General features: G+C 37.0%; 25 protein-coding genes and 1 riboswitch. Of the genes, 21 read left to right on the top strand and 4 right to left on the bottom strand.

The genetic code is table 11. The annotated features are described in order from the left end of the window. Positions 1-58 precede the first annotated feature (58 nt). Both AZF04_RS05440 and AZF04_RS05435 read left to right on the top strand, forming a co-directional pair. Positions 59-628: an LOG family protein gene (locus AZF04_RS05440; protein WP_061947881.1), complete on the top strand. Its 570-nt coding sequence runs from the start codon at positions 59-61 to the stop codon at positions 626-628. Positions 629-1,509: 881 nt separating this feature from the next. Further along, positions 1,510-2,439 (top strand): manganese-dependent inorganic pyrophosphatase, encoded by a 930-nt coding sequence (locus AZF04_RS05435; RefSeq protein ID WP_061947877.1) that lies wholly within the window; start codon positions 1,510-1,512, stop codon positions 2,437-2,439. Positions 2,440-2,759: 320 nt separating this feature from the next. On the opposite strand, the gene AZF04_RS05430 is transcribed toward AZF04_RS05435, so the two are convergent. Both AZF04_RS05430 and AZF04_RS05425 read right to left on the bottom strand, forming a co-directional pair. Continuing rightward, positions 2,760-3,230 (bottom strand): DUF4188 domain-containing protein, encoded by a 471-nt coding sequence (locus AZF04_RS05430; protein WP_061947876.1) that lies wholly within the window; start codon positions 3,228-3,230, stop codon positions 2,760-2,762. After that, positions 3,223-3,780: a PadR family transcriptional regulator gene (locus AZF04_RS05425; protein WP_061947875.1), complete on the bottom strand. Its 558-nt coding sequence runs from the start codon at positions 3,778-3,780 to the stop codon at positions 3,223-3,225. Before AZF04_RS05425 ends, AZF04_RS05430 begins: the two co-directional genes overlap by 8 nt. A 417-nt stretch (positions 3,781-4,197) precedes the next feature. Here AZF04_RS05425 and AZF04_RS05420 point away from each other — a divergent pair, with 417 nt between their 5' ends. Together AZF04_RS05420 and AZF04_RS05415 are read left to right on the top strand one after the other, a co-directional pair. After that, entirely contained in the window at positions 4,198-4,464 is a 267-nt protein-coding gene (locus tag AZF04_RS05420) for a GNAT family N-acetyltransferase (protein WP_061947874.1), read from the top strand. A gap of 46 nt (positions 4,465-4,510) precedes the next feature. Beyond that, positions 4,511-5,380 (top strand): glycoside hydrolase family 43 protein, encoded by an 870-nt coding sequence (locus AZF04_RS05415; RefSeq protein ID WP_061947873.1) that lies wholly within the window; start codon positions 4,511-4,513, stop codon positions 5,378-5,380. Between the two features lie 62 nt (positions 5,381-5,442). Here AZF04_RS05415 and AZF04_RS05410 read toward each other — a convergent pair whose 3' ends face one another. Then, positions 5,443-5,760, bottom strand: coding sequence for a spore coat protein (locus tag AZF04_RS05410; RefSeq protein WP_061947872.1), 318 nt, complete (start codon positions 5,758-5,760; stop codon positions 5,443-5,445). Positions 5,761-5,808: 48 nt separating this feature from the next. Further along, positions 5,809-6,114 (bottom strand): hypothetical protein, encoded by a 306-nt coding sequence (locus tag AZF04_RS05405; RefSeq protein WP_061947871.1) that lies wholly within the window; start codon positions 6,112-6,114, stop codon positions 5,809-5,811. Positions 6,115-6,311: 197 nt separating this feature from the next. Between AZF04_RS05405 and AZF04_RS05400 the strand changes: the two genes are divergently transcribed. The 17 genes from AZF04_RS05400 (at position 6,312) to sufB (ending at position 23,771) form a co-directional block, all read left to right on the top strand. Then, positions 6,312-8,699, top strand: a complete 2,388-nt coding sequence (locus AZF04_RS05400; protein WP_061947870.1) for a 3-hydroxyacyl-CoA dehydrogenase/enoyl-CoA hydratase family protein — start codon at positions 6,312-6,314, stop codon at positions 8,697-8,699. Positions 8,700-8,713: 14 nt separating this feature from the next. Next, complete coding sequence (locus AZF04_RS05395; RefSeq protein ID WP_061947869.1) at positions 8,714-9,889, top strand: acetyl-CoA C-acetyltransferase; 1,176 nt, start codon at positions 8,714-8,716, stop codon at positions 9,887-9,889. A 23-nt stretch (positions 9,890-9,912) separates the two neighbouring features. Beyond that, a complete protein-coding gene (locus AZF04_RS05390; protein ID WP_153017220.1) occupies positions 9,913-11,670 on the top strand; it encodes an acyl-CoA dehydrogenase family protein in 1,758 nt (585 codons plus the stop codon). Between the two features lie 460 nt (positions 11,671-12,130). Next, positions 12,131-12,490 carry an arsenate reductase family protein gene (locus AZF04_RS05385; RefSeq protein WP_045488926.1) on the top strand — a complete coding sequence of 120 codons (360 nt, stop codon included), beginning with the start codon at positions 12,131-12,133 and terminating at the stop codon, positions 12,488-12,490. An 89-nt stretch (positions 12,491-12,579) separates the two neighbouring features. Next, positions 12,580-12,966 (top strand): glycine cleavage system protein GcvH, encoded by a 387-nt coding sequence (gene gcvH, locus AZF04_RS05380; protein ID WP_061947867.1) that lies wholly within the window; start codon positions 12,580-12,582, stop codon positions 12,964-12,966. Between the two features lie 348 nt (positions 12,967-13,314). Then, positions 13,315-13,467 (top strand): hypothetical protein, encoded by a 153-nt coding sequence (locus AZF04_RS21110; RefSeq protein WP_156479512.1) that lies wholly within the window; start codon positions 13,315-13,317, stop codon positions 13,465-13,467. 214 nt (positions 13,468-13,681) lie between these two features. Beyond that, complete coding sequence (locus AZF04_RS05370; RefSeq protein WP_045482972.1) at positions 13,682-13,909, top strand: DUF2553 family protein; 228 nt, start codon at positions 13,682-13,684, stop codon at positions 13,907-13,909. A 128-nt stretch (positions 13,910-14,037) separates the two neighbouring features. Then, a riboswitch (SAM riboswitch) is annotated at positions 14,038-14,135 on the top strand. A 119-nt stretch (positions 14,136-14,254) separates the two neighbouring features. Then, a complete protein-coding gene (locus AZF04_RS05365; RefSeq protein ID WP_061947865.1) occupies positions 14,255-15,280 on the top strand; it encodes a methionine ABC transporter ATP-binding protein in 1,026 nt (341 codons plus the stop codon). After that, entirely contained in the window at positions 15,273-15,941 is a 669-nt protein-coding gene (locus AZF04_RS05360; protein WP_061947864.1) for a methionine ABC transporter permease, read from the top strand. Before AZF04_RS05365 ends, AZF04_RS05360 begins: the two co-directional genes overlap by 8 nt. 17 nt (positions 15,942-15,958) lie before the next feature. Continuing rightward, positions 15,959-16,831 carry a MetQ/NlpA family ABC transporter substrate-binding protein gene (locus AZF04_RS05355; protein WP_061947863.1) on the top strand — a complete coding sequence of 291 codons (873 nt, stop codon included), beginning with the start codon at positions 15,959-15,961 and terminating at the stop codon, positions 16,829-16,831. A 409-nt stretch (positions 16,832-17,240) separates the two neighbouring features. Next, the gene (locus AZF04_RS21885) at positions 17,241-17,810 is read left to right on the top strand and encodes a carboxymuconolactone decarboxylase family protein (RefSeq protein ID WP_064504064.1); all 570 of its coding nucleotides are present in this window, start codon (positions 17,241-17,243) and stop codon (positions 17,808-17,810) included. 187 nt (positions 17,811-17,997) lie between these two features. Beyond that, positions 17,998-18,138 carry a hypothetical protein gene (locus AZF04_RS21380; protein WP_169802511.1) on the top strand — a complete coding sequence of 47 codons (141 nt, stop codon included), beginning with the start codon at positions 17,998-18,000 and terminating at the stop codon, positions 18,136-18,138. 394 nt (positions 18,139-18,532) lie between these two features. Next, positions 18,533-19,318 carry a Fe-S cluster assembly ATPase SufC gene (gene sufC / locus AZF04_RS05345; protein WP_045482958.1) on the top strand — a complete coding sequence of 262 codons (786 nt, stop codon included), beginning with the start codon at positions 18,533-18,535 and terminating at the stop codon, positions 19,316-19,318. Between the two features lie 79 nt (positions 19,319-19,397). Then, positions 19,398-20,702, top strand: coding sequence for a Fe-S cluster assembly protein SufD (sufD, locus tag AZF04_RS05340; protein WP_061947862.1), 1,305 nt, complete (start codon positions 19,398-19,400; stop codon positions 20,700-20,702). Next, positions 20,702-21,922, top strand: coding sequence for a cysteine desulfurase (locus tag AZF04_RS05335; RefSeq protein WP_061947861.1), 1,221 nt, complete (start codon positions 20,702-20,704; stop codon positions 21,920-21,922). The genes sufD and AZF04_RS05335 overlap by 1 nt, the downstream gene beginning before the upstream one ends. Continuing rightward, on the top strand, positions 21,912-22,355 hold the full coding sequence (sufU, locus tag AZF04_RS05330) for a Fe-S cluster assembly sulfur transfer protein SufU (protein WP_045482951.1): 444 nt from the start codon (positions 21,912-21,914) through the stop codon (positions 22,353-22,355). The genes AZF04_RS05335 and sufU overlap by 11 nt, the downstream gene beginning before the upstream one ends. An 18-nt stretch (positions 22,356-22,373) precedes the next feature. Further along, positions 22,374-23,771 carry a Fe-S cluster assembly protein SufB gene (gene sufB, locus AZF04_RS05325; protein ID WP_061947860.1) on the top strand — a complete coding sequence of 466 codons (1,398 nt, stop codon included), beginning with the start codon at positions 22,374-22,376 and terminating at the stop codon, positions 23,769-23,771. The last annotated feature ends 78 nt before the right edge of the window (positions 23,772-23,849 follow it).

Below are 23,849 nucleotides of genomic sequence, written 5' to 3'. Positions count from 1 at the left end.
TCACCTATTAAATGTAATGACTTAAGGATAGTAGAGGAGAATGTACAACATGGAAAAAATCAAAAGTATTGCTGTGTTTTGTGGCTCTAGTGTAGGAAATAGTCCAATTTATATGGATATGGCTAAGGAGCTTGGAAAAGCAATTGCCCAAAGTGAGAGAACTCTTGTATATGGGGGAGCTCAAGTAGGGTGCATGGGAGCAATAGCTGATTCTGCTCTACAGAATAACGGAGAAGTAATAGGGGTCATTCCAGAAAAATTAAAAAATGTTGAGCTTGCTCATTTAGGATTAACGGAGCTTCATGTTGTTAAAACGATGCATGAAAGAAAAGCAAAAATGGCTGATCTTTCGGATGCTTTTGTTGCTTTGCCTGGCGGTGCTGGAACACTAGAAGAATGGTTTGAGGTCTTTACTTGGGCCCAATTGGGCTATCATCAGAAGCCCTGTGCCTTTCTAAATATTAATGGATTCTATGATCCGCTTCTAAAGATGCTCGACCACACAATAGAAGAAGGATTTATGCGTGAGGACTATCGTGAACTTATTTTGGTTGAATCGAACATTGAAAAACTCTTTAGCAAATTGGAAAATAGTAGAAGCCTTTTACAAGCTAAATGGGAAAAATAAAATCATTTTATTGGTCTATAAAAATGTCACAACTAAATGGACCAATTTTAGAATTCTGAGTTTTCCTATATAATCGAGTGAATTTCATAATTGCTCTATAAACGAATAAAAGCGAACGTTTCTTATGAAATATGTTTTAAACGTTTGTGAATTAACTTGTTGATTGAAACGGTAGGTAGGGACTCCCAAAGGATCAGCGCAGTCTGAAGATCCACTCTGGCGAAGCTCTGCGTAGTCAGAGTTAGCTGAAGACAAGCCCTTGGGAAAGCACCTACCTAAAGTGAAAATCAAAAACCTAATCGTTCGGTTTTCATTATAAAAATGTACTGAATGTTTGCGAATTCACTCGATGATTGAAACGGTAGGTAGGGACTCCCAAAGGATCAGCGCAGTCTGAAGATCCACTCTCGCGAAGCTCTGCGTAGTTAGAGTTAGCTGAAGACAAGCCCTTGGGAAAGCATCTACCTAAAGTGAAAATCAAAAACCTAACCGCTCGGTTTTCATTATAAAAATGTACTGAATGTTTGCGAATTCACTCGATGATTGAAACGGTAGGTAGGGACTCCCAAAGGAACAGCGCAGTCTGAAGATCCACTCTGGCGAAGCTCTGCGTAGTCAGAGTTAGCTGAAGACAAGCCCTTGGGAAAGCATCTACCTAAAGTGAAAATCAAAAACTCTGGCGAAGCTCTGCGTAGTCAGAGTTAGCTGAAGACAAGCCCTTGGGAAAGCATCTACCTAAAGTGAAAATCAAAAACCTAATCGTTCCGTTTTCATTATAAGATATGAATGATGAAATGGATTCAATCATACGTGTAAAAATAAGACAAGACATGTTAAAATCTAAATAGATAAAAAAGATATCGTTATAAAGGAGAGAGATTATGTCTAATGTATTAATTTTTGGTCATAAAAATCCAGATACAGATACGATTTGCTCAGCTATTGCTTATGCACATTTAAAGAATCAATTAGGAATCAAGGCAGAGGCAGTTCGACTTGGTGAAATTAATGGGGAAACGGAATATGCACTAAAAACTTTCTCTGCTGACCCACCTAGACTTGTTGAAACCGTATCAAATGAAACGAATGAAGTCATTCTCGTTGATCATAATGAGTTCCAACAAAGTGCTTCAGATATTAAGGATGTTCGTGTTTTAGAAGTGATTGATCATCACCGTATCGCTAATTTTGAAACAGCGGACCCTTTATATTATCGAGCAGAGCCTGTTGGCTGTACAGCAACTATATTATTAAAAATTTACAAAGAAAAAGCTGTAGAGATTGAAAAGGATATTGCAGGTCTTATGCTGTCTGCGATTGTTTCCGATTCCTTATTATTTAAATCTCCAACGTGCACAGAAGAAGATGTAGCAGCTGCAAAAGAGCTTGCTCAAATAGCCGATGTTGATTTAAATCAGTACGGTCTAGACATGTTAAAAGCGGGTGCAGATACGACTACTAAAACCGTACAGCAATTAATAACGATTGATGCAAAAGAATTTTCGATGGGTGAATTTAAGGTAGAAGTCGCTCAAGTGAATACGGTAGATACGAATGAGGTCATCGCCCGCCAAGCTGAAATCGAGCCTGTTTTAACCGAGCTAATTGCTGATAAGAAATTAGATTTATTTGTTTTGGTCGTAACCGATATTTTAGAGAATAATTCCGTTGTTTTAGCACTTGGAAGTCAAGCTCCAGCTGTTGAAAAAGCTTTTAACGTAACATTAGATAATAGTACAGCTCTTCTAAATGGTGTTGTATCAAGAAAGAAACAAATTGTTCCTCCACTAACAGAAGCTTTGTCATCATAAAGAAAGCTCTAAGGTGTATGAGAAACTCAATTTTCATACACCTTGCTGTTGGAAGAGAACCTGTTTTTAAATGATTGAATAAAGAGAAATGTTAAATTGATTTGTCATGTAATGACTAGGACCTCCCTTCTTTAATTAAGATGGAGGTCCTCTTTTTTTATATGAAACCTGGCGATTGAGGTAGTAGCCCTTGCAAAATCCACTTTTGAAAAAATTAGTTTGGCGATACCTCATCTGACGACGCGCGTTGTCTTTGAGGAGCGAAAAGACGGAGCACCTTACCTCTAATGGTTCCTCAGCTTAAAATAGAGGAAAAACGATTAACGTGATTGCAATCTCTGTCTAGCCGTGTTTAAAGAAGGGGTAACAGGAATAGCTTTTGACGCTTTTCCCAGTCCAAAAGCAGGCATATTATAATAGAGTGATTCATTTTGCCCCTTATCTATCAGGTATGTCTCGTGATAAATACCAACAGCATCATTATTCCTGACAAGCTGGTTGAATCGCTTCCAAGCTTTTAAATGAGTACCATCTTTTGCATAAGCCAATAATTCTTCTTCAGAGCGCCAATATTGTAAAAGAAAAGACGTTCTTAGTCCAAAAAAGCTTTCCATTGAGAGACACCCTAATTGTTTATTGACCGATAGCTCTCTTATCATAGGAGGCATTGCAACAAATACTGGCCACCACTTATGGATTTTCCACCATTTATTAATGCGCATACCAATCATAAATACCGTTAGCTTCTCGTGGTGATCAGCTGTAAATCTTCCGTCAAAAATTTTACTCATTCGTCTTTACCCCCTTTTTGATTTTTTCCTGTGTACAGCTACACCATTCAATTTGTGCAAGAGTGGTTTTAATTCCGTAATCCAATGTAATAAGCCAATACATGGCATCTTGTTCGTGAGCAGAATATGTCTCAATCGAGGATTGGATGTTTCTATAAACTTCTAATCGTTCGTGAAGCTTTTTCTCGTACGTTTCAAGCTGTAAGAAAGTAGATGACTGACTTTCAAGCTGACTACTAAAAAATAGCTTTAATAAAAGTTCATTTTTTTCTACTGAAAGCTTCTCAACAGGAAGCTGTAGCCAATTTGTGAGCTCTTGTTTTCCTTTTTCTGTAATTGAATATTCCTTTTTATCTAAATCATTTGTGTTGTCCACTTCTGCTAAGCCTTCTTGAACTAGAGTTTTAAGAGTAGGATACACTTGTCCATAACTTATTTTCCAAAAATGATTTAAGCTAGTATCAATCATTTTTTTGATGCTATAACCAGAGCGACAGCTAGTTGTAAGCAAACCTAATATGGCATATTTAGTATGATTTTCTTTTGGCATTGAAACACCCTCTATATCTTTTTGATATATATCATTTAGATATATAATACCGACTTAAATGGAAGAATGTCAATGATTGAATCCGTTTTTATAAAAAATAAATATTAATCATTAACGGATCGTATGATTTTCAAGAATTTATAGGTACAATAAAATGGAGCTCATGTGAAGCATAGTGGATACGATAAGATAAGATGGGAGCTGAACCATTGATTAGAGAGTATCAACAAGAAGACTTTGATTTTATCATCGAATCACAAGCTGTCATTTATCATGCAGAATACCAATAGGATGAATCATTTATTCGTTTTCTTCAAACTAGTTTAATAGGAACGGTCCAAAAAATGCATAATCAATATGCGCAAATTTGGATTTATGAGCATCATGGTCAACCGAAGGGCTCGATAGCTTTAGAAAATGAATCAAAATAAAGCTCAGATTCGTTATTTGTTATTAGAACCATTGTTAAGGGGAAAAGGGATTGGCAATCAATTAATTTCAAAGGCGATTACTTTTGCAACTGAAAAAAACATCTCTTCCATCATTCTATGGACCAATTCTGAACTAACAGCAGCAAGGAAAGTGTATGAAAATTTCGGTTTTGAAATAATGCAGAGTAAGCAGTCTTATTTATCAGGCAAACATCTTACAGAAGATTGCTGGAGGCTGGATTTGCTGAAGTAATCTATAAGAAGGAAAAATTATACGACCAAATTAGAGGTGAAGATTTTTGTTAAGAAGTCAAGATATTCGAATTAGAGATCCATTTGTATATGTGGATAAAAGTAATCAAATCTATTATTTGTATGGGACAACTGATGAAAATGTGTGGAGTGGTGAAGCATACGGATTTCAGGCTTATCAAAGTAAGGATTTAGAGAATTGGGAAGGCCCTTATGATGTATTTAAACCACAGGATGATTTTTGGGCAGACCGACATTTTTGGGCTCCAGAGGTTCATTATTATCGGGGTTCATACTATATGTTCGCATCCTTCAAATCTGAGGACAAATGCAGAGGGACACAAATATTGAAATCTGACCTTCCGTTAGGCCCTTATCAACCGATAACAGAGGAACCGATTACTCCAAGAGAGTGGGAATGTTTAGATGGGACTCTTTACATCGATGGTGAGGAAAAACCCTGGATTATCTATTGTCACGAATGGCTTCAAATAACAGAAGGTAAAATATATGCTCAAAAATTAAGTGAGGATTTGCGAGAAACCATTTCTGAACCTATTTTACTTATTAATGCTGCTGATGCTAAGTGGACCAATGCGGTAAATGATGGAGTGTATGTAACCGATGGACCATATCTATATACGACTGAGAATGGAGAATTACTGTTGTTATGGTCCAGTCATTCTGATACAGGCTATACAATAGGTACGGCTCGCTCAAATTCAGGACATATTGAAGGACCTTGGGAACACAATCCGCTACCACTTTTTGCTAAGGATGGAGGTCATGGCATGGTTTTTAAGACATTAACGGGTGAATTAATGTTGACCATTCATAGTCCAAATAAATCGCCAAATGAAAGACCAATTTTTATTAAATTACAAGAAACAGATTCTGGTCTAGCATTATTAAAATGAGCGAATGAACAGAAGACGAGAAGCCGTAGCTCTCGTCTTCATTGGGTTTAAAGGATACAAAATTATTGGTAAGGAAATTGGTTCTTATAACCTGAGAACTGTTGGTAAGATTGTTGAATGCTTTGTGCTTCAGCCGTATCGTAGCTATAAAATCCTTTTCTAAACATAACCTCATACAAATTTCTCTGACAATCCAACGTTTCATGTGCGACTTGCGTAATCGTCTCTGAAAGAGATTGATGACTCGCTTCCGTAGCAGCCGTCACATAAGATTGGCAAAGGTACTTCTCGGTAGAGAGCTGATCCGTAATAAAATCTCTCTCAGACATTTGCGGAGTTTTTGCAATTGGCATTTCAGGATTTTGAATTTTTGATCCCATAATAATTCCTCCTACATTCTTCGCATATAGAGTATTAAGCGGTTGTTTTTAATGCTGTTGAATAGTCGAATTTTGATTTTGCTGCTGATTTTGAAAATGAGAAAGTATGCTGTCATAATGCTTTTGGTGCATTCTTCCTGCAGTTTCTAACGCCTGCTTAATTTCTATATCTTGGCATTGCTCTGCGTAGAAATGAGCTTTTTTCATGGCATCCAAATTCCAAGATAACATATCCGAAATATAAAGCGAGTCCTTGACGGACAATACTTGCGGAGGTTCTTGATAAGCTAATGGCTGAGCTTGAGTTTGAGATTGTACTTCGAAAGATTGTTGCATGTTATTTTGCTGTTGCATCCTTAACTCCCCCTCAAAAAAAGTGAACCGTATAGACGGTTACATTATTAGCATTTGAAAAAGATTAAAATTTATAAGCGTTAATAATTGTAAACCATTTTTATAAGCATGATTATCCTCTTTTTCGCATATGGAAAAGTGAAGGAAGTTTTTATTGGAACGTACCATCCTTTATCCCAATAAAAGGAGGATTATGAATGGATATACAAATTAATCGTGCAGCGGTAATAGGAGCAGGCGTCATGGGTTCGCAAATTGCTGCTTTATTAGCTAATGCTGGAATTATAACTTATTTATTTGAGCTGGCTCCTACAAAACGAACCGAGCACGAAAAGAATTTAGGTTTAACATTAAATAGTGAAATAGTGAGAAATCGTTTGTCTTTAAAGGCAATAGAGAATTTAAAAAAACAGAAGCCGGCACCACTAGGTTCATTAGAGTCCGTAAATTACATTCAAGCCTGTAATTTAGAAAGTGATTTATCGAAATTAAGCGAAGTAGATTGGATTATTGAAGCGGTCGTTGAGAAGTTAGAGGTGAAAAAAGAGTTATTAAAAAAAATAGAGGGGCTCAAAAAAACAAGCTGTGTTGTCAGTTCTAATACCTCAGGTTTATCGATTGAGCAAATGGTAGCAGACTGTTCAGATTCATTTAAGGAAAGGTTTTTAGGAATTCATTTTTTTAACCCACCTCGATATCTAAAGTTAGTGGAAATGATACCAAATACGAAAACATCCAAAAGTATGATCGAAAATATGAGAGCGTTTTCAGAAGAGCGATTAGGAAAAACGGTAGTGATTGCAAAGGATTCCCCGAACTTTATTGCGAATCGTATCGGTACCTTTGGCTTACTTTTAACCGTGAAAGAAATGCTGGAAAAAGGATTAACGATTCAAGAAGTTGATCAATTAACGGGACCATTAATCGGCAGACCCAAAAGTGCAACATTTAGAACATTAGATGTTGTTGGGATTGATACCTTTGCTTTTGTCTCCGATACGTTATTTAGTCAATTAGATGAACAGGAAAAAGAACTGTTTAAATTACCTCGTTTTATGGAAGAGCTTATTCACTCTGGAGCGATAGGTCAAAAGGCAGGAAAAGGCTTTTACCAAAAAGTGAAAACTGAATACAAAAGTGAGATTTTAAGCTTAAATCCTCAAACCATGACCTATGAAAAAGCAGAAAAGCAAACAACCCCTTTAATAAATAAAGCGAAACAAATAAGAAACTTAAAAGAAAGACTTGAATTTATTTTCGAGCAAAATGAAGAGCAAGCACAATTTTTATGGACAGTTATAGCGAGAGTTCTATTATATGCTGCAGATAAAAAAGAAGAAATTGCTGAAAATTTATACTCCATAGATACGGCAATGAAGGCAGGATTTGGATGGGAAGCTGGACCTTTTGAAATATGGGAGATGTTAGGCTTGGAGAAAACGTTAGATAAAATGAAGGAATCTGAATTTCAAATTCCGAATTGGATCGAAGAGATGGTTTCATTAAATCATAAGCATTTCTATCAAGACAACCAATACTATGAGCCTCAATCTAACACATATATGGAGATAGCATCCCAATCTGATTGTTATCGTACCTCACTGTTATCAAACAACAAAAAAATCATCGGTAATACCGGAGCAAGCCTTATTGAAATAGAAGATGATGTTGCCTTTTTACAGCTTCATTCACAAAATCAAGCAATTGGTCTAGATGTCATTGATATGATTCAGAAATCAGTAAAAGAAGTGGAGACTAATTATAAGGGGCTTGTTATTAGTCATTCAGGTAAAAACTTCTGTGTCGGAGCCAATTTACTAATGATTTTGTTAGAAGCTCAAAGCGAAAATTACGATGAAATTGATCATATTATTCAATTATTTCAACGATCGATGTCACAAATTAGATATTCGAAAAGGCCGATTGTTGTTGGGGTATTTGGTATGAACTTAGGTGGTGGAGTAGAGATGAGCTTGCCCGCTGCAAGTATTCAAGCCTCTTTTGAAACCTATATGGGATTAGTGGAAACGGGAGTAGGAATAATCCCAGGTGGTGGAGGAAACAAAGAGTTATATTTACGACATTTACCGTCAAAAAAATCATTAACCTCGATCGACATACAAAATGCAGCAAATCAAACATTTGAAAAAATAGCCCTAGCTAAAGTATCTACTTCTGCTCTAGAAGCAAAAGAACTTCACTATTTAGGTGAGCAAGATGATGTAATTATGAATCGAGACGAAATGATTGAAACAAGCAAACAAAAAGCGATTCGTTTGTGGAATCAAGGCTATCAGCCACCACTAAAAAAAGGTATTCCGGTTGCTGGTGAAAGCGGCTATGCAACGATGCTGGTGGGAGCTAGTATGCTTCATAAAGCGGGTAAAATAAGTGACCATGATTTAAAAATTGCTAAGAAGCTAGCATTTGTTATCGCAGGAGGCAGAGTACCAAAAGGCAGCGTTGTAGATGAAGAATACTTATTAGATATTGAGAGAGAAGCATTCTTAAGCTTAGTAGGAGAACCAAAAACCCAACAAAGAATGCAGCACATGCTTTTAAAGAAAAAACCATTACGTAATTAAATGAGGTGATTCCTTTGAAGGAAGCAGTGATTGTAAGTGGAGCTAGAACTCCCGTCGGAAAGGCAAAAAGAGGCTCTTTGGCTGAAATGAGGCCAGACGACTTTGCTGCGATAAGCGTAAGAGAAACGTTAAAAAGAGCTTATGTTTCTGATTTGGAACAAATAGATGATCTCATCGTAGGTTGCGCAAATCCGGAAGCTGAACAAGGGATGAACGTTGCTAGAACGATTGGCCTTTTAGCAGGTTTACCGGATTCAGTGCCTGCTATTACCATCAATCGTTATTGTGCTTCAGGACTACAAAGTATCGCTTATGCAGCGGAAAGAATCATGACAGGGCAGGCGACAGCCATCATTTCTGGTGGTGTAGAATCTATGAGCTGTATTCCGATGGGAGGGCATGTCATTTCAGCTAATGTGGAATTAGCTGAGAAGCGTTCGGAATATTACATGAATATGGGCTTAACCGCTGAAGAGGTAGCGAAGCAATTCAGTGTTTCGCGACAAGATCAGGATCAATTCGCTTTAGAAAGTCATCAAAAGGCTGTGCAGGCTTTAAAGAATGGAGCTTTTAAAGAAGAAATTGTTCCTATTAAAGTGATAAAACGATCGGTAATTGACCATCGATTGAAGGAAACAAGTTATCTTTTTGAAGAAGATGAAGGGGTAAGAAAGGATACATCAATAAAAGGCTTGAGTAACTTAAAGCCAGCCTTTCATGTTAATGGAACTGTTACAGCAGGGAACTCTTCACAAATGAGTGATGGAGCAGCTTCTGTTCTAATGATGGAAAAAGAAGAGGCCGAGGCAAAGGGGTTAAAACCTTTTGTAAAGTTTAAATCGTTTGCTGTAACAGGCTGTGCTCCTGAGGTCATGGGGATTGGTCCTATTAAAGCAATTCCCAAAGCCCTTTCTTTAGCTCATTTAACGACAAAAGATATAGGTTTGTTTGAGATAAATGAGGCCTTTGCAGCACAGGCTCTTCAAGTGATTCGAAGCTTGGAAATTGATTCAACAAAAGTCAATGTAAATGGAGGAGCGATTGCCCTAGGTCATCCACTAGGCTGTACAGGAACGAAGCTCACTTTAAGCTTAATACATGAAATGAGAAGAAAGCAGATTCAATATGGTGTGGTCTCTATGTGTATTGGCGGGGGAATGGGTGCTGCAGCGGTTTTTGAATTGATTTAAGTTAAGAAAAGAAGGGTGGAAGTATGATGGAAAACGAGCGTTCACCAAGAGGAGCAGGTTTTTTATTAGAGGATGAGTCAGAGTTTTTTATGTATACTCCAGAAGATTTTACTAGTGATCAAATGGCTATTGGAAAAATGGTTGATCAATTTATTGATAAAGAAGTGACACCTGTTATTGATCAAATAGAAGAACATCATTTTGAATACTCTGTTCAACTACTAAAAAAAGCCGGAGAGCTTGGATTATTAGCGGCAGATGTTCCTGAAAAATTCGGAGGAATGGCACTAGATAAATTAAGCTCATCATTAATTACTGAAAAGATTGCTCGAGTAGGTGGGTTTGGTTTAACTCATGGAGCACATGTCGGAATTGGATCTCTCCCTATCGTATTTTTTGGAGATGAGCGTCAAAAGCAAGTGTACTTACCGGATTTAGCTTCAGGAGAGAAAATTGCTGCCTATGCTTTGACAGAGCCTGGATCCGGCTCTGATGCATTAGGAGCTAGAACGAAAGCAGTATTAAATGAGGAGCAAACACATTACCTATTAAGTGGTGAAAAGCAATGGATTACGAATGCTGGATTTGCTGATATTTTTATTGTATATGCTAAGGTTGACGGTGAAAAATTTACCGCTTTTATTGTAGAGCGGGATTTCGAAGGGGTTTCGGTCGGACCGGAAGAAAAGAAAATGGGAATTAAGGGCTCTTCAACACGTACATTGATTTTAGACAATGCTAAGGTGCCAGTTGAAAATGTGTTAGGTGAGATTGGTAAGGGTCATTTAATTGCGTTTAATATTTTAAATATCGGTCGTTATAAGTTAGGGGTTGGTTGTTTAGGAGGTGCAAAAAGAGCCCTAAAATTAGCGCTTGAGTATGCAAAAGAAAGAAAACAATTTAAAACTGCAATTGTTAATTTCCCATTAGTACAGGAGAAATTAGCAAACATGGCTAGTTTAATTTATGTTACGGAAAGTGCCGCTTATCGAACAGGTGGTTTATTTGAACAAAGGCTGTCTGCTATTGAGGATAGTGGAGAAGGACAGCTAATAGCACAAGCGATTGCGGAATATGCAGTAGAATGCTCGATTATTAAAATTGCCGGATCTGAAATGCTTGATTATGTGGTCGATGAAGCCGTTCAAATTCATGGTGGATATGGATTTATGACAGAATATGAGGTAGAGAGAATATATAGAGATTCGCGCATAAATCGAATTTTTGAAGGCACAAATGAAATAAATAGATTGTTAATTCCAGGAACGATTTTACGTAAAGCACTAAAGGGAGAACTTCCTTTAATGGAATCTGCTCAGCAATTACAAAGTGAACTTTTGATGTTCATGCCAAAGCCATTTGAAGGGAAAATTCTTGAGAGAGAAACTGAATTGGTCAAAAATTTTAAAAAGCTATTCTTAATGGTAGCAGGCTCAAGTGCACAAAAACACGGTACAAATTTACAAAAGGAGCAAGAATTACTTGCGCATTTAGCCGATATAGTGATCGACATATACCAATTAGAATCTTCACTAAAAAGAACTAAAAAAATAATTGAAAAAACAGGTGAGGAAAGTGCCAAAAAAGAAATATTAATGACCGAAATCTATGGTCATTTAGCTCTGAATAAAATCGAAACTAAGGCAAAGGAGGCTTTGATTGCTTTAGAAGAAGGAGATGGGGTAAGAACGATGCTTGCCATCGTGAGAAAGCTTCTTAAAGTCGAACCAATAGATATCATCTCGAAAAAAAGAGTGCTCGCACAAATCCTCATTCAATAAAGGGTAAGCATCTAACCATAAAAGAACAGTGGGTAAGATCATCGCCGGATGGTCTTACCCACAATTTTTTGAGCATAGTGAGGCTGAGTCAAAGACTGTTCTAACAAGTGAAATGATATGTAATGAGTGCAGATACACATGACGATTCTTCTTTTGAAAGAAAGAGGACCATATTATATTAGAAGAACCTTTATGAAATTCCGTAACTGCGTGATGAGTTGGCGATGCTGAGTTCCATTTTTAAAAGTAAGATGGGTGCTAAAACACAGACACGGGTACTGGGGAAGCGAAAGCCCGATACGTAACATTTATAGAGTTCTGCCTTCATGTTAAAAGACTTTTTAAAGTACTCTTTTAAACAAGGTGAAACGTTTCGTTTTGAGAAAATGAGGGCAAACTACTTGTGAGAAATAAAGAAAACCGTAATAATGAATAAAAAGAATGAAAAGGAGAGAGGAATATGAGCGTAACTTTTTATCATTACCCAAAATGTGGAACCTGTCGAAAAGCAAAAAAATGGCTGGATGAGGCAGGGGTTGATGTGAATTCTATCCATATTGTAGAAGAACCTCCATCCAAAAAAGAGCTTAAGGAATTGTACGTAAAAAGTGGATTAGAGCTCAAGAAATTTTTTAATACTAGTGGACAAAAATACCGTGAGTTAGGCTTAAAGGATAAACTAAAAGAGATGAATGAAGAAGACCAACTTGCTTTATTAGCAACAGATGGAATGCTGATTAAACGCCCGATTACAACGGATGGGACAAGAGTCACTGTAGGATTTAAAGAAGCAGAATTTGAACAAACTTGGAAAAGCTAAAGTAAGGATTTTCATTTGCTTTAAAAAAAGGTATAGTGGTAAGTAAGCAAAAGCTAAATACATATGATGGTTTGTGGAGGTTTTGATTAATGAGCAATTTACCAAAGGATTTTAAATATTCAGAAGAGCATGAATGGGTAAAGGTTGAAGGAGACAAAGTACGCGTCGGCATTACAGACTTTGCTCAATCAGAGTTAGGAGACATCGTTTTTGTAGAATTACCTGAGGTAGGAGATTCTATTGAAGCGGACGAGCCTTTTGGAAGTGTAGAGTCCGTTAAAACGGTTTCTGAATTATACGCACCATTAAGTGGAAAAGTAGTAGAAATTAACGAAGATTTAGATGACTCTCCAGAGTTTGTAAACGAATCTCCATATGAAAAAGCATGGATGATTGTTATTGAACCAAGTGATCAGTCTGAATTAGAAAAATTAATGACGGCTGAGCAATATCAAGAAATGATTAAAGAAGATTAATCTAATTACAGCTTACTGAAAAGAAAGCTATAGAATGTAATAACGAAGGCTCTAACCAGAGCATTTTAGCCTATTGAGAACTCTCAAGTATGAGACAATCGATAGGCTTTTTTGTATGAGAAATAATGAGAGTAGTATGTATAGCTACTAAATTATAAAGGGAAATGGTGAGTGATTAAAAAAGACAAAAAACTTCTTAAACTTAGCCTTTTATTTAGAAATATAATTGGTAAATTTTAAAATGATTAAGGGAATTTGGATTTTTTGCATGTCCCCTTTATTATTGGTTATTTTATAAATAACCCCACTCGGCATGAGATGGTTGAAGCATGAAAAAGACTCTGTTCGATGAAAGTGGAAGTAGATAGTTGGAAATGGGACGAAGGAATTTGTTATCGGACGAAAGTGAGAGAAGGTTCGAAAAAACAGCCCCTCCTTTCGACCGAAATGAGAGCACAAGCGGTGGGAAGTGGTCAAAAGGAGCGTTCTATTCGACCATAATCAGAGCCACGGCCTTGGGAGAGTCAAAAGGAGCCGTTCTATTGGCCGGAAAAGAGAGTTGAAGCAGAAGAGTGGTGAAAAGGAGCGTTCTTTTCACCCGTAAGCAGGGTCGCAACACTGAAAGGGTAAAAGTGGAAGCGCACAACCACTTTTTAATATAATAAAAGAATTTATAAAAAATAAAAAGGAGAGCTCTTGAGAGCATTTAATTCAAATGAAATTAGAAAAAATAAACATAACAAGTAAGGTTAAGGGCAAATATGAAGAAGGTCAATTGAATTTATATTTAGGAGAAAGAAAAATAGGTGAGGTTATCGAAAATGAACAAGGTTTAACTCATAATATGGAAAAGGGATTTGTTTTTGAGGCTGACCATATTTATCATTATGAAAACCCAAATCCTGAGCAAATTGATTCTTATATTGAGGATAGTTGGCGATAAATATTGGTACTATATTTCAATAATTAATTCTTATCCGATAATTCTGATAAAAATAGTCGTAAAAGGGTTGACAGAATTTTTAACATCATGGTAAGATGACACAAACAATTTTAAACTCGTAAATATATCTCTTATCGAGAGAGGTGGAGGGACTGGCCCGATGAAACCCGGCAACCGTTAAAAGTGGTGCTAAATCCTGCAAAGCATAAGCTTTGAAAGATGAGATGAAGGTAAAAGACCTTTTTCCATCTAAAAAAGATGTGAAGGTCTTTTTTTAGTATATAAAAAGAAAAAATAAAGTCTTTATATACGGGTATTTAAAGTAAGGAGTCAGGAGGAACGAAAGTGATTACACTAAGTGACATCCAAAAGATTTTTTCAACAAAGGATGGCTCTGTACATGCAGTTGATAAGGTAAATCTTCAGATTAATGAAGGGGAAATCTTTGGTATTATCGGATATAGTGGTGCGGGAAAGAGTACTTTAATTCGAATGCTGAATATGTTAGAGCGCCCAACCCATGGTGAAGTAGTAATAGCGGGAAAAGAACTGTCCAAACTTTCAAAAAAAGAGTTAAGAAAGGCCCGCCAGGAAATAGGTATGATTTTTCAGCATTTTAATCTGCTATGGTCTCGTACTGTTTTTGAAAATATTGAATTCCCTTTAGAAATTGCAGGAGTTCCTAAAGAAAAAAGGGGCGAACGAGTTCGGGAATTAATTTCATTAGTAGGATTAGAAGGTAGAGATGGGAGCTATCCATCTCAATTGAGTGGAGGTCAAAAGCAGCGCGTCGGCATTGCTAGAGCGTTAGCCAATAATCCGAAGGTTCTCCTTTGTGATGAAGCTACTTCAGCACTTGATCCAAAGACAACAGACTCTATCCTTGATCTATTAGTAAGTATTAATCAAAAATTAGGGCTAACAGTCATTCTGATTACACACGAAATGCATGTTATCCGTAAAATTTGTCATCAAGTTGCTGTCATGGAGCAAGGGAAAATTGTCGAGCAAGGTCCAGTCTTAGATGTATTTAGGCATCCTCAGCAAAACATGACCAAGGAATTTGTTAAACAAATTATAGAGCCCGAGGAAACGAAGGAATCGCTTGCTCAATGGTTACAAAACAGCGAGGAAGGAAAGGTCGTAAGGCTGACCTTTGTTGGGAAAGATGCAGAGCGACCGTTAATAACAGAGTTAATTCGTAAATTTAATATAGAGGTTAACATTCTTCAAGGTAAAATATCGAAAACATTAGAAAGCTCATATGGTACTCTTTTTATTCATTTAAGAGGAGAGGAACCTGAAATCGAAAAAGCTGTTCAATTCATACGCCAGGAGCAAGTTGAGCTGGAGGTGATTGAGCATGTTTAAGGAATTTTTAGCAGATGTTAAGTGGGACATGCTTTGGGACGCCACGGTAGAGACACTTTATATGACTTCTATCTCTATTACAGCCACCTTTATACTTGGTTTAATTCTCGGACTTATTTTATATCTTACGAGTAAAGGAAATATGTGGGAAAATAGCATCATTAATGGGATTATCGCAACCGTTGTAAATATATTCCGTTCTATTCCTTTTATTATCTTAATCGTATTACTCATTCCAGTTACTCGAGTTCTCGTTGGTACGATATTGGGTGCCAATGCAGCATTACCTACATTAATCATTGGTGCTGCACCATTTTATGCAAGAATGGTAGAAATTGCTTTAAGAGAGATAGATAAAGGTGTGATAGAAGCTTCCCAGTCAATGGGAGCTTCGAACTGGCAAATTATTCGTAAGGTTTTACTGCCAGAATCAATGCCTGCTTTAGTCTCAGGCATCACAGTGACAAGTATATCTTTAATAAGCTTTACAGCAATGGCAGGATATATTGGAGCTGGTGGTTTAGGGTATTTAGCTTATTTAGAAGGCTTTCAGCGAAATAATTCAGCTATGATGTTAGTTGCAACAGTCGCTATTTTGATTGTCGTATTTATCTTTCAAGCAATTGGCGACTTTATAACAAATAAATTAGATAAAAGATAAGAGAGGGAGAGGAAAAAATGAAGAAATTTTTGCGTACGATAGGAGCGTTAGCTCTAACAGCAAGCTTGGTAGCTTGCGGAACAAGTGATAGTAATGACGATGAACAAGCAACAGGCACGGATGATGATGGAGAAGGTGAAGCAACTGAAGAGGTCCAATCTTTAGTTGTAGGAGCTACAGCCGTTCCTCATGCAGAGGTACTTGAATTTGCCAAGCCTTTATTGCTAGAGGAAGGAATTGACATTGAAATCCAAGTATTCCAAGATTATATTCTACCGAATACAACACTTGAATCTGGAGAAATTGATGTAAACTATTTCCAAACACCGGGATATTTAGCACAACAGCTTGCTGATAATGAAAATTTTGATTTTGTTAGTGTGGGTTCTATCCATGCAGAGCCAATCGGGATATATTCTCAAGAATATACAAGCTTAGATGAACTTCCTGAAGGTGCAGAAATCATCTTTAGTGATTCTATTAGTGACCATGGTCGTATCCTACCTATTTTTGAGGATGCAGGATTAATAGAGCTTGACGTTGCAGAGGGTGAATTAGCAACGGTTGATAACATTGTTTCAAACCCTAAAAATCTTCAATTTGGTTCTACTCAAGTAGAAGCGAGAATGCTAGCACCTTCTTTTGAAAATGGTGAAGGAGATGCAATCGCTATTAATACCAACTATGCTTTAGAAGGTAATGTTGATATTGAAAAATACGGTATTGCGTTCGAATCAGATGAGAAGCTACAAGGAAATCTAATTGTGGTTCGTTCAGAAGATGAAAATAATGAAGCTATCTTAAAATTAGTAGAGGTTTTACAATCAGAAGAAGTTACTCAATTTATTGAAGAACAATATAATGGTGCTGTTATTCCTTTACACGAATAATCGTTTCAGACTGAAAGGGCTTGGACAAAACCTCATTTAAAACATCACATTAGAGAATATAGGTAAAATGTGTATTGGTAACAAACATCAATAACCAATTAGGAACCCTCCTTTTTTTAGAAAAAAGGAGGGTTTTTTGAACGGATAAATTCCCTATGAAAGACGTAAGTAAGCGGACAGAAGACACGGAGACTCCAGTGGGAAATAGTGGCCATGTCGAAATCCACTTTTAAAAAAAAGTTAGTTCGGCGCCACCCCACCGGACCGCGAAGTGTCTTAGGGGAGCGAACAGGCGGGGGACCTAGAATGGTATAATCATTTATTCGTGAGTTTTGATACGGTCTTTTTTTTGTATAAATTTCCTTCTGACACTCATACTAAAAAAGATTAAAAGCGGGAGGAATGGAATGTGAGTAATTACAGTGAAAGTCCAATTGTCATGGCTTTACAAGAATATGAAGAGGGTATGAAAAAAATATCGAAAAGGATTCCTGGTGTTACAAAAAAATATAAGAATTTTTTAAATGAATGCTTTAATAAGGGAGAACTAACATCAAGAGAAAAACAACTAATTGCTTTAGGTGCGAGTGTTGTCGCGCATGATGAATATAGTATGATTTCGCACACGAAAAATTGCTTAGAAGAAGGGTGCAAGGAGCAGGAAGTATTAGAAGCCGTTGCGGTTGCTATTGTATTTACTGGTTCTTCTGCTTTTAGTCAGGCAGTTACCCTTATTGTAGAAACGTTATCTGAATTTGAAAATAATAACCCTGACTCCAATAATCAATCAAAACAAGGTAACGATGATTCTAACAATCAACCATCTAATCAAGATAGTGATGATTCAAATAACCAACAATCAAATGAAGATAATGATGATTCGAATAACCAACAATCGAATGAAGATAATGATAGCTCTAATGGTAGCTCTAATAATCAGCAGTCAAGACGATATAAAGGGTCCAATAAGCGATCATAATGAAGGATTCGTTGTCAATCTACCGTTAAGGTAAGGTGAAGTTTTGTCAGATTATATATCGGGTAAATATGAATACACATTCTTTTTAATGAAGTTTGTTAGATAATATACCAAATGATAAAATCATGATGTAAGAAAAAGAAGGGATGGATTCATTATTTCACTGCAAAGAAATTTTACTCCGGAAATGGAAAAAGGTTTACAGCAATCACATGGAATTAATTATGCAGAATATGAGTACAGTCTTGAAAAGAAGCTAAAGGTAGAAAGAGAAAGAGAATTAGATTACGAAAAATGTAAAAAAATCGCGAATCAACTAGACAAGTAAAGGGATAAGCATTTAAACTATAGTAAAGCAGGGTGAACTTTATCACTCTGCTTCTCTTTTTATGGGAAGTGTCTAATGAACGTTCATAACAACACGTTTCCATCATTTCAGAACCCACCGTATTCAACTACATCAGTAAAGAATCATCTCATGTTCAAAAGAAAATGTAGATTTCCACTTTCAAAGATAAGTGCTTTAATTGAGAAAAAAAAGTAAAAAATATTGAATGAATCATTTTGTTTAGAGTTAGAAACGATGATTTCTCCTTTCTTTTCTTGATTTTTTGCATAACTTGAATTCAGATTAAATTTGTTATAAAATTAGAATGATAATAGATTGATAATTGAACAACAAAATGTACGCGATGTTTACGCGATTAAATGGAGGTAAAATCATGACAGCACCATTTTTAAAAATTGAAAATTTAGAAGTATCTATAGAGGGGAAACAAATCTTAAAAGATTTTAACCTTGAAATTAAAGGTGGAGAAATCCACGCGATTATGGGACCAAACGGAACAGGGAAATCTACATTAGCTTCTGCTATAATGGGTCACCCTAAGTATGAAATTACTGGCGGAACGGTGCACCTTAACGGTGAAGATGTACTAGAAATGGAAGTTGATGAGCGTGCACAGGCTGGTTTATTTTTAGCTATGCAATATCCAAGTGAAATTAGCGGAATTACGAATGCAGATTTTTTACGTTCAGCTATTAACTCAAAGCGTGAAGAAGGTGATGAAATTTCTTTAATGAAATTCATCCGTAAATTAGATGAAAAAATGGATGTATTAGAAATGGATTCAGAATTCTCTCAGCGCTATTTAAATGAAGGGTTCTCAGGTGGAGAAAAGAAGCGTAATGAAATTCTTCAACTATTAATGCTAGAACCGAAGATTGCAATCCTTGATGAAATTGATTCAGGTCTAGATATCGATGCATTAAAAGTCGTTTCTAAAGGTGTAAATGAAATGCGTAGCCCTGAATTCGGTTGTTTAATTATTACTCACTACCAACGATTATTAAATTACATTACTCCTGATAAAGTCCACGTTATGATGCAAGGACGTATTGTTAAATCTGGCGGGGCCGAACTGGCTGAACGTCTAGAAGCAGAAGGCTATGACTGGATTAAAGAAGAATTAGGCATTGAGGACGAGACTGTTAATCATCAAGCATAATCACTCTGTTGATTGATAGGCTTAAAGTCAGTGAAGTTAATACGATTAGGAAATGAAGAACAGTAAAGGGTGAGTAAATATGTCAATCGAGACAACAAATAGGTTCGATAAAGAACAAATTCAAGCATTCTCGAATGGACGTCAAGAGCCACAATGGTTGCAGGACATTCGATTAAATGGTTTAGAGCTTGTAGATTCATTAGAGCTACCTAAGCCTGATAAAACTAAAATTAATAAATGGAACTTTACAGAATTTAACCGGGAATTAGCAGAGGCTCAAAGTGTTGAATCGCTATCAAAGCTTCCAAAACCATTACAAGAGCTAACGGGTAATGATGAAAACCAGAACGTAAATGTTCAACAAAATGGACAATCTATTTATACTCATATTGCAAAAGAGTTAGAGGAACAAGGAGTCATTTTTACTGATCTTGCTACCGCGGTTTCAAAGCATGAGGATGTTTTGAAGAAGTTTTTATTTAGTGAGGCTGTATCGGTAAATGAAAACCGTTTAACAGCTCTTCATGCAGCATTATTAAATGGTGGTTTGCTTGTTTATGTTCCAAAAAATGTTCAAGTTGAAGCACCTTTACAAGCTATCTTCTCTTTAGATACGGAGAATGGTGGACTTTTTAACCATGTCATTGTCGTTGCCGAAGAGAATAGTCAAGTAACGTATGTTGAAAACTATGTCTCTCCTGAGGTAAAAGCAGGGAACGTTAATATTATTGTAGAGGTTTATGCAGAAGCTGGCTCAAAGGTGTCGTTTGGAGCGGTTGATCATTTATCGAATGATGTCACTACTTATGTTGTAAGACGTGCACATGTAGGTCGTGATGCTCGTGTTGAATGGGCATTAGGTCAAATGAATAATGGTAATACCGTTTCTGAAAACACGACTCACCTTATTGGTGAAGGTTCTACTGGTGATGCCAAAACGGTTACAGTTGGAACGGGAAATCAAAAGCAAAATTTTACAACTTCTATTATTCATCATGGCAAACATTCAGATGGACAAATTCTGAAGCATGGTGTCATGCTTGACCAAGCAACAATGATTTTTAATGGAATTGGTAAAATTGAGCATGGAGCATCTAAATCAAACGCAGAACAAACAGAGCGTGTATTGATGCTAAGCGAAAAAGCTCGTGGTGACGCCAATCCAATCCTATTAATTGATGAAGACGATGTAACAGCTGGTCACGCCGCTTCCGTAGGAAGAATTGACCCATTACAAATGTTTTATTTAATGAGTAGAGGGATTACTCGTAAAGAAGCAGAACGTCTAGTGGTTCATGGCTTCTTGGCACCAGTTGTAGAGGAGCTTCCGATTGATACGGTTAAAGAACGTTTGCGTGAAGCAATCGAAAGGAAAGTTAAGTAATGGATGCTCTCGAGCTGAAAAAACAGTTTCCTATCCTTAATCAATCTGTTAACGGAAACGAGCTTGTTTATCTTGACAGCGCAGCGACTTCACAAAAGCCACTAGCTGTTATAGACAAGGTAAACGATTATTACAATCGTTATAATTCTAATGTACATCGTGGTGTACACACCTTAGGTACGATGGCAACTGATGGCTATGAAGGGTCAAGAGAAAAAGTTCAATCTTTTATTGGAGCTTCTTCAACAGAGGAAATTATTTTCTTGCGTGGTACGACTACAGCGATCAATTTAATTGCCTCTAGCTATGGAAAAGTAAATGTTTCTGAAGGAGACGAAATTGTTCTAACACCTATGGAGCATCATAGTAATATTATTCCTTGGCAGCAGCTTGCTAAAGCAACTGGAGCGACGTTAAAATATATTCCTTTACAAAAAGATGGTACAATAGATCTGAAAGATGTTGAATCCACAATCACAGCGAAAACAAAGATTGTTGCGATGATGCATGTCTCCAATGTCTTGGGAACCATTAACCCAATTAAGGAAGTAACTAAGATTGCTCACCGTAATGGAGCCGTTATGGTTGTAGATGGTGCACAAAGCACTCCACATCTAAAAATTGATGTACAAGATTTAGATTGTGATTTTTTCGCTTTTTCAGGTCATAAGATGGTTGGACCAACAGGAATCGGCGTACTCTATGGAAAGAAAGAGCATTTGGAAAAAATGGAGCCGGTAGAATTTGGCGGAGAGATGATCGACTTTGTTGGCTTGTATGACTCAACATGGAAAGAGCTTCCATGGAAGTTTGAAGGTGGAACACCTATAATAGCTGGAGCAATTGGGTTAGGTGCAGCGATTGATTTCTTAAATGAGATTGGCCTCGATCAAATTGAAAGACATGAAAAGGAATTAGCTCATTATGCTATGGAAAGACTATCGGATATTGATGGATTAACGATTTATGGCCCTAAGGAAAGAGCGGGTGTCGTAACCTTTAATTTAGATGATGTTCATCCGCATGATGTGGCGACTGTTTTAGATACAGATGGAATTGCTGTTAGAGCAGGTCATCATTGTGCTCAGCCATTAATGAAATGGCTAGATGTAACAGCGACAGCTCGTGCCAGCTTTTACTTGTATAATACGAAGGCAGATGTCGACGCGCTCGCAACAGGGTTAGTAAAAACAAAGGAGTACTTTGGCGATGTCTTCTAATAATTTAGATACACTTTATCGACAAGTGATTATGGATCACTATAAAAATCCTCGTAACCGTGGAGAGTTTGAGGGTGAATCATTAACGATTAACATGAATAACCCAACCTGCGGAGATCGAATTCAGCTTCAAATGAAGGTGGAAGAAGATCGAGTAGTGGATGCCAAGTTTGTTGGAGAAGGTTGCTCGATTAGTCTTTCATCAGCCTCGATGATGACACAAGCAATTAAAGGTTTGTCAACAAAGCAAGCACTAGATATGTCACAAATTTTTTCAGACATGATGCTTGGAAAAGATTATGATGACTCATCTTTTGATTTAGGAGATATTGAAGCTCTACAAGGTGTCACGAAGTTTCCAGCGAGAATTAAGTGTGCAACGTTAGCTTGGAAGGCAATGGAAAAGGGTTTAAACGAGGATAAAAGCAAGTAAATTTAAGGAGGGATTCCGATGGCGAAAAAAATGCCAGATATCGGTGAATACAAATATGGTTTTTCGGATCGTGATGTGTCAATCTTCCGTTCAAAACGTGGTTTGACTAAAGAGATTGTGGAAGAAATCTCTCGTATGAAGGAAGAGCCACAGTGGATGTTAGACTTCCGCTTAAAATCACTAGAGCAATTTTATAACATGCCAATGCCACAATGGGGTGGAGATTTATCAGAATTAAACTTTGATGATATTACTTACTATGTAAAACCATCTGAGAAATCCGAGAAGTCTTGGGATGAAGTACCTGAAGAAATTAAAAATACATTTGATAAGCTAGGTATTCCAGAAGCTGAGCAAAAGTATTTAGCAGGGGTTTCTGCTCAATATGAATCAGAAGTAGTTTATCACAATATGAAAGAGGAGCTAACAGAGCTTGGCGTTCTCTTTACTGATACAGATACGGCTCTTAAAGAGCATGAGGAAATTTTCAAGGAACACTTTGGAAGCATCATTCCTCCATCGGATAACAAGTTTGCTGCACTTAATTCAGCGGTATGGTCTGGTGGTTCATTCGTTTATGTACCAAAAGGTGTCAAAACAGATACACCATTACAAGCCTATTTCCGTATTAACTCTGAAAACATGGGTCAATTCGAGCGTACATTAATCATCGCGGATGAAGGAAGTTCAGTACACTATGTAGAAGGCTGTACAGCACCTGTTTATACGACAAACTCACTTCATAGTGCTGTTGTTGAAATCATCGTGAAAAAAGATGCTTACTGTCGTTATACAACGATCCAAAACTGGGCACCAAACGTATTTAATTTGGTAACTAAGCGAGCAGTAGCAGACGCTGGTGCAACCATGGAATGGGTAGATGGAAACATCGGATCAAAGCTAACAATGAAATATCCAGCAGTTATCCTACGCGGTGAAGCTGCAAAAGGAACCGTTCTGTCTATTGCGATTGCTGGAAAAGGTCAACACCAAGATGCAGGAGCTAAAATTCATCATTTAGCACCAAATTGTTCATCAACGATTGTATCTAAGTCAATTGCAAAACACGGTGGTAAAGTAACATATCGTGGAATTTGTCACTTTGGACGTCGTTCGCAAGGCTCTAAATCCAAAATTGAGTGTGATACACTAATTATGGATAACGAGTCAACATCAGATACGATTCCTTACAACGAAATTCTTAACAATGATATCGCACTTGAGCATGAAGCTACGGTATCTAAAGTATCTGAAGACCAATTATTCTATTTGATGAGTCGTGGTATTTCAGAGCAAGAAGCTGTTGAAATGATCGTAATGGGCTTCATCGAGCCATTTACAAAAGAATTACCAATGGAATATGCTGTTGAAATGAACAGACTAATCAAGTTCGAAATGGAAGGTTCGATTGGTTAAGAAATCATTTCTAGATGACAAAGTATGAAGCGAAGACGAACTTTTTAGTTCGTCTTTTTTCTTTTATTGCTGATAGGG

It is taken from the genome of Alkalihalobacillus trypoxylicola, from assembly GCF_001590785.1.
GTDB lineage: Bacteria > Bacillota > Bacilli > Bacillales > Bacillaceae_D > Alkalihalobacillus > Alkalihalobacillus trypoxylicola.
This window is presented reverse-complemented; position numbering and strand designations above follow the sequence as displayed.

Excerpts from the sequence above, each read along its gene's own strand:
- AZF04_RS05435 (WP_061947877.1), top strand. The coding sequence starts at position 1,510 with ATGTCTAATGTATTAATTTTTGGTCATAAAAATCCAGATACAGATACG.
- AZF04_RS05430 (WP_061947876.1), bottom strand. The coding sequence starts at position 3,230 with ATGAGTAAAATTTTTGACGGAAGATTTACAGCTGATCACCACGAGAAG.
- AZF04_RS05425 (WP_061947875.1), bottom strand. The coding sequence starts at position 3,780 with ATGCCAAAAGAAAATCATACTAAATATGCCATATTAGGTTTGCTTACA.
- AZF04_RS05420 (WP_061947874.1), top strand. The coding sequence starts at position 4,198 with ATGAATCAAAATAAAGCTCAGATTCGTTATTTGTTATTAGAACCATTG.
- AZF04_RS05410 (WP_061947872.1), bottom strand. The coding sequence starts at position 5,760 with ATGGGATCAAAAATTCAAAATCCTGAAATGCCAATTGCAAAAACTCCG.
- AZF04_RS05405 (WP_061947871.1), bottom strand. The coding sequence starts at position 6,114 with ATGCAACAGCAAAATAACATGCAACAATCTTTCGAAGTACAATCTCAA.
- AZF04_RS05400 (WP_061947870.1), top strand. The coding sequence starts at position 6,312 with ATGGATATACAAATTAATCGTGCAGCGGTAATAGGAGCAGGCGTCATG.
- AZF04_RS05390 (WP_153017220.1), top strand. The coding sequence starts at position 9,913 with ATGATGGAAAACGAGCGTTCACCAAGAGGAGCAGGTTTTTTATTAGAG.
- AZF04_RS05385 (WP_045488926.1), top strand. The coding sequence starts at position 12,131 with ATGAGCGTAACTTTTTATCATTACCCAAAATGTGGAACCTGTCGAAAA.
- gcvH (WP_061947867.1), top strand. The coding sequence starts at position 12,580 with ATGAGCAATTTACCAAAGGATTTTAAATATTCAGAAGAGCATGAATGG.
- AZF04_RS21110 (WP_156479512.1), top strand. The coding sequence starts at position 13,315 with ATGAAAGTGGAAGTAGATAGTTGGAAATGGGACGAAGGAATTTGTTAT.
- AZF04_RS05370 (WP_045482972.1), top strand. The coding sequence starts at position 13,682 with ATGAAATTAGAAAAAATAAACATAACAAGTAAGGTTAAGGGCAAATAT.
- AZF04_RS05360 (WP_061947864.1), top strand. The coding sequence starts at position 15,273 with ATGTTTAAGGAATTTTTAGCAGATGTTAAGTGGGACATGCTTTGGGAC.
- AZF04_RS05355 (WP_061947863.1), top strand. The coding sequence starts at position 15,959 with ATGAAGAAATTTTTGCGTACGATAGGAGCGTTAGCTCTAACAGCAAGC.
- AZF04_RS21380 (WP_169802511.1), top strand. The coding sequence starts at position 17,998 with ATGGAAAAAGGTTTACAGCAATCACATGGAATTAATTATGCAGAATAT.
- sufC (WP_045482958.1), top strand. The coding sequence starts at position 18,533 with ATGACAGCACCATTTTTAAAAATTGAAAATTTAGAAGTATCTATAGAG.
- sufD (WP_061947862.1), top strand. The coding sequence starts at position 19,398 with ATGTCAATCGAGACAACAAATAGGTTCGATAAAGAACAAATTCAAGCA.
- AZF04_RS05335 (WP_061947861.1), top strand. The coding sequence starts at position 20,702 with ATGGATGCTCTCGAGCTGAAAAAACAGTTTCCTATCCTTAATCAATCT.
- sufU (WP_045482951.1), top strand. The coding sequence starts at position 21,912 with ATGTCTTCTAATAATTTAGATACACTTTATCGACAAGTGATTATGGAT.
- sufB (WP_061947860.1), top strand. The coding sequence starts at position 22,374 with ATGGCGAAAAAAATGCCAGATATCGGTGAATACAAATATGGTTTTTCG.